Origin of the sequence: Endozoicomonas sp. ONNA1, from assembly GCF_024606325.1 — a bacterium.
GTDB lineage: Bacteria > Pseudomonadota > Gammaproteobacteria > Pseudomonadales > Endozoicomonadaceae > Endozoicomonas_A.
This window is the reverse complement of the sequence record NZ_JAHHPN010000040.1, coordinates 1-4,978: the sequence shown is the minus strand read 5'-3', so window position 1 is coordinate 4,978 and position 4,978 is coordinate 1. Positions and strand designations below refer to the sequence as shown.

At 49.2% G+C, this 4,978-nt stretch carries 4 protein-coding genes; 3 read left to right on the top strand and 1 reads right to left on the bottom strand.

What is annotated here, in order from left to right; translation table 11 throughout:
• Positions 1-523 (bottom strand): hypothetical protein (locus KDK19_RS00950; RefSeq protein ID WP_257291149.1); only part of this gene is annotated, 523 nt, incomplete at its 3' end.
• 468 nt (positions 524-991) lie between these two features.
• Here KDK19_RS00950 and panB point away from each other — a divergent pair.
• From panB to pgi, 3 genes are all read left to right on the top strand, one after another.
• Positions 992-1,786, top strand: a complete 795-nt coding sequence (gene panB, locus KDK19_RS00945; protein WP_257254429.1) for a 3-methyl-2-oxobutanoate hydroxymethyltransferase — start codon at positions 992-994, stop codon at positions 1,784-1,786.
• 122 nt (positions 1,787-1,908) lie between these two features.
• Positions 1,909-2,760, top strand: a complete 852-nt coding sequence (gene panC / locus KDK19_RS00940) for a pantoate--beta-alanine ligase (RefSeq protein WP_257254437.1) — start codon at positions 1,909-1,911, stop codon at positions 2,758-2,760.
• 73 nt (positions 2,761-2,833) lie between these two features.
• On the top strand, positions 2,834-4,477 hold the full coding sequence (gene pgi / locus KDK19_RS00935) for a glucose-6-phosphate isomerase (protein WP_257287587.1): 1,644 nt from the start codon (positions 2,834-2,836) through the stop codon (positions 4,475-4,477).
• The last annotated feature ends 501 nt before the right edge of the window (positions 4,478-4,978 follow it).

The window sequence follows — 4,978 nt, the reverse complement described above, 5'->3', positions numbered from 1 at the left end:
CTTCCTGCCCGGATGATTCTGATGGCGGGTTGGGTTGTTGGTTGTGTCCAGAGCCGGGCATCATAGCGGTTATCACAAACGGGTGATCCTGACTCGCCTCCCGGAGTTCCATAGAGTTAAACGACGGTGAATCGATGTCCCAATAGCTTTTTAAAAGCGAACCGAAAGCGGCAACCACTTTTACAGATATCCCTGAATAAGGGTTGTAGTATAGTGGAGTGTCTTTGGTGTTAAGAACCAGTTCATAAGCAATCAGCAGATTCGTGGCGTAAAGCCATTGCCATGAAATCGACTCGATGATGATCGTTTTCATCACGTCACTGTCAGGTTCGGGTGATTTGCTGTCAATTGGCAAGTCAGGTTCTGAATAGCCGTTTGTGTTGGGAATGTGTGAAGATTTGTCTGGTAATGTTTGTCGGTCAAGCCATACAGAAAAGCTCTGGCCTGGAAAAACTGAACTCTGTTCAAGCTCGACAAGAAAACGTGCTGTAAAGGGTTCAGCCTGGCAAACAACAGACAACAATATGAGCAACCGCGGTGCCGCAAAGAGTGAGAGTTTAATAATTCTATCCTTGCATTCTGGTATACAGAGAGGAAGGATAGGCCACCTTATAACAAAGGATGTGAAAAGCGACGGGAATCCATACAATCCGGCGGCTGTGCCCGACCGCAGTGTATCCTCTCACTAATAGCTGGATAGACCTTATTCGATAAACTTCCGGGGTACACTCCCCCGCAGGCACTGACACACCCGGCTGCATTGCGTATAATCCGCCACAAAGCTTACTGATCATGAAAATTCAGCCTCTGGCTGGGATTTCATAGTTCGGGGCAGGCATTCTGGTCAATCACCGCGCCTCAACAATGACAGCGCCATAATGACTGTTTAGGGCAACATTTTTTGCTCCATGGCCTTACCCTGTGCACATAGCTTATTTTTAATAGCAGAAAGCACTCTCTGGTTAACACAAAAGGCTTAAGGTCCTGATAGATGGCTAAAGTAACCCTGAAAACCCTGGCCGAAATGAAACAATCCGGCGAGAAATTTACCAGCCTGACTGCCTATGACGCGACATTCGCCCATCTGGTCAGCACTCAAGGGGTTGAAGTCATTCTGGTAGGAGACTCCCTTGGAAACGTCATACAGGGTAATAGCAGTACGGTTCCCGTTACCGTCGACGACATGTGCTATCACACCCGCTGTGTAGTTCGGGCAGCCCACGATTCCATGATCATGGCAGACCTTCCTTTTGCTTCCTACGCTACCGAAGAGCAGGCAGTGATCAGTGCTGCCAAAATCATGCAGGCCGGTGCCGAAGTGGTGAAACTGGAAGGTGAAGGCTGGTTGCCTCCCATCGTGACCCGTCTCCGGCAACAAGGTATACCTGTCTGCGTTCATATGGGGCTGACCCCACAATTTGTTAATGTCTTTGGCGGCTACAAAGTACAGGGTCGGGAACAGGAAAGAGCCAACAGCATGATTCAGGCAGCCATCGAGCTTCAGGCTGCCGGTGCTGCCATGTTACTACTGGAGTGTGTGCCCAATGATCTGGCACGGGAAATCACTAACGCTGTGGAAATCCCGGTCATTGGCATTGGTGCCGGAGACGGAACCGATGGCCAGATTCTGGTTATACATGACATGCTCCACCTCACTCCGGGTCGCAAGCCCAAGTTTGTCAAAAACTACATGCGGGACAGCACCTCTCCACAGGAAGCTGTGGCCCGGTATGTTGCGGAGGTGAAAGACGGTACTTTCCCGGGGTCGGAACACAGTTTCAACTGAGTTTCTCTATTCAGTCAGGTTCCTGAATGATCTGGCTGAGTGATATGATCAACACTATCCTGAAACCGCCAAAAGCCAAAAATACTGGTTTTTTTAAGTCACTGACCGTCTGGTTACTCACAATGAAAACACTTCATACCATCGCTGAAATCCAGACTGAGATAGCAGCCTGCAGAGCTGAAGCGAAAACCGTCGGTTTCGTGCCAACCATGGGTAATCTGCATGGCGGTCATCTGACTTTGGTCGAAAAAGCCCAGGAACTCTGCGATGTGGTCGTTGTCAGCATTTATGTTAACCCACTGCAGTTTGGCCCAAATGAAGACTATGACTCTTATCCTCGTACTATGGAGCAGGATCAGCAGCTGCTGATCGAGCAGGGAGTAGACCTGCTCTACACCGCCCAGACGACAGAAATTTATCCTGAAGGCAGCGAACACCACACCCACGTCACTGTCGAAGAGCTTGATGGCATGCACTGTGGTAAGAGCCGTCCGGGCTTTTTCACTGGCATAGCGACTGTGGTCAGCAAACTGTTTAATATTGTTCGCCCCGATGTGGCTGTATTCGGGGAAAAAGACTTTCAGCAGCTGGCAATTATTCGCAAAATGGTCAAAGACTTGTGCATACCTGTTGAGATTGTTGGTGCACCTATTGCCCGCGAAGATACCGGACTGGCTATGAGTTCCCGTAACGGTTATCTGACGCAGAAAGAACGTGAAGAGATAGCTCCTACACTTTATCGCTGCCTGCAATCTGCCCGTGAGGCTATTCAGGCAGGTGAGCGTGATTATGATCTGCTGCGCCGTGACGCTTTTGCAACAATGGCCCAGGCTGGATTCAAGCCGGACTTTTTCAACATCAGCAGTACTGCCACTCTTCTGCCAGCGGGCCCTGAAGATCAGCAGCTAGTCATTCTTGCAGCCGGTTACCTGGGCAAAGCCCGACTGATTGATAACATTACTATCAATTTGTAATGACCCGAATACTGCCGACTGTTGTGCACAACCCCGGCAGTATTTACTCACCCTCCAGAGGTTGAATTGCATCATGACCCCTCTTAAACATCTTTCCTCATCTTCATCACTGGAAACCCTGAAACAAAAAATGGCAGGGACTCACCTGCGAGAACTGTTTTCGGCTGACAAGGATCGATTTGAACGCTACAGCCTGGAAGCAGCTGGCCTGTTTCTGGATTACTCCAAGAACCTGATTGACGACGACGTAATGTCTTCCCTGATGAAGATGGCTGAAGAGGCCAGACTGCCAGAAGCGATTCAGGCCATGTTTCGGGGTGAGAAAATCAATAACACCGAGAAGCGTGCCGTTCTGCACACAGCCCTGCGTAGCTTTGGCACAAACCCGGTTCTGGTAGACGGCGAAGATGTAATGCCCAAAATTCGTGATAGCCACGAGCGCATGAAAGGCATTACTGACTCAGTCCATTCCGGCGAGTGGCAAGGTTTTACCGGCAAATCCATCAAACACATTGTTAACATTGGTATTGGCGGCTCCTATCTGGGTTTGAAGACAGCCATCAATGCCCTGACGCCCTTCCACGTTGATGGGCTCGAACATCACTATGTAGCTAATATTGATCCGAACGAAATTTCCGAGGTTTTCTGCAAAATTGATCCGGAAACGACCCTGTTTATCGTGGCTTCAAAATCCTTTGGCACACTGGAAACTTTGCAGAATGCTCAGGCTGCCCGTGCCTGGATGTTGGCAAAAGGTTGTGCCGAGTCCGACATTCGCAAACACTTTGTGGCTATTTCTACCAACCTCAAAGCCATTGACGAGTTTGGTATCGCCCAGGAAAACACCTTGCCACTGTGGGACTGGGTCGGTGGCCGTTACTCTCTGTGGTCCACCATTGGACTCATGATCAGTCTGGTAGTGGGCTTTGAGAACTTCCGGAAACTGCTGAAAGGCGCCTGGGAGATGGATAAGCACTTTGCCCAAGCGCCTCTGGAAAAAAACATGCCGGTTATCCTGGGTATGCTGGGTGTCTGGTATCAGAACTACTTTGGCTCAGAGTCCCAGGCCGTCATTTCCTATGATTTCTTCCTGCGTGACCTCCCGGGCCATTTGCAGCAAATGGATATGGAAAGTAACGGCAAGCAGACCCGAAAGGACGGCAGCAAGGTCGATTACCAGACAGGTGCCGTTATCTGGGGTGGCACAGGCACCAACGACCAGCACGCCTATCACCAGCTGCTTCATCAGGGTACACGACTGATTCCTGTCGACTTCATTGCCCCGGCTACCAGCCATAATCCACTGGGAGAACAGCATCCTTGGCTATTCGCCAACGCTCTGGCCCAAAGTCAGGCCATGATGCAGGGTAAGCATCTGGATGAAGTCCGTGACGAGTTAACAAAGGCGGGCATGAGCAGTGCCGATGTTGATGTTCTGGCACCTCACAAGGTGATTCCCGGCAACCGTCCCAACAATATGATTGTGCCTGAGAAAATCACTCCGGAAGTCGTGGGTGCCCTGGTGGCACTCTATGAACAGAAAGTCTTTGTTCAGGGAACCCTCTGGCAGATCAACTCTTTTGATCAATGGGGCGTAGAACTGGGTAAGATTCTGGGCAACCGGGTTTATGACCGCCTGAAAGAGAGCGGTATGACTTCCGATCAGGACAGCTCCACCAATGGACTGGTTAATCGTTTTAAGCGTTTTAATGCCTGATTAACACTGATTGATATCCTCCCTGTCCTTAAGAGGCTGTCGCAAAAGGTTGGTTACTCTCCCGTCATTCCCGCCTTCGCGGGAATGACGACCTCAGAAGCGTGGGAACGAATTGTTGGAGTTTTGCGACACCCTCTCAAAGTACGGGGTTTTCCGCTTATTCGATAACAGGAACCAGACTCTATTACCGGGAACAAAGAGTTATCGTAACTAACTAATCGGTTAGTGACATTTTAACGACAAATACTTAACTTAAGAAAAAACCAAAATTACAACTATTTGCAAAGCATGGAAGCGGTGAGTTGATTCTAATCTAATCAATCAATTTCAAACTAATGGAGAAAATACTATGGAACCTGTTAGACATTCAATCAACTCGATGAATTTTACATCGCAGCCATTAAATCTTTCGGGTACATCCTTCGGGGTTACTTCACAGGCTTCTGATATTGTTAAAAAACTGATGGATAAAGTATCATTCGGAATCCTTGGCACTCAGGG

Coding starts and splice junctions, on each gene's coding strand:
- panC (WP_257254437.1), top strand. CDS start 1,909: ATGAAAACACTTCATACCATCGCTGAAATCCAGACTGAGATAGCAGCC.
- panB (WP_257254429.1), top strand. CDS start 992: ATGGCTAAAGTAACCCTGAAAACCCTGGCCGAAATGAAACAATCCGGC.
- pgi (WP_257287587.1), top strand. CDS start 2,834: ATGACCCCTCTTAAACATCTTTCCTCATCTTCATCACTGGAAACCCTG.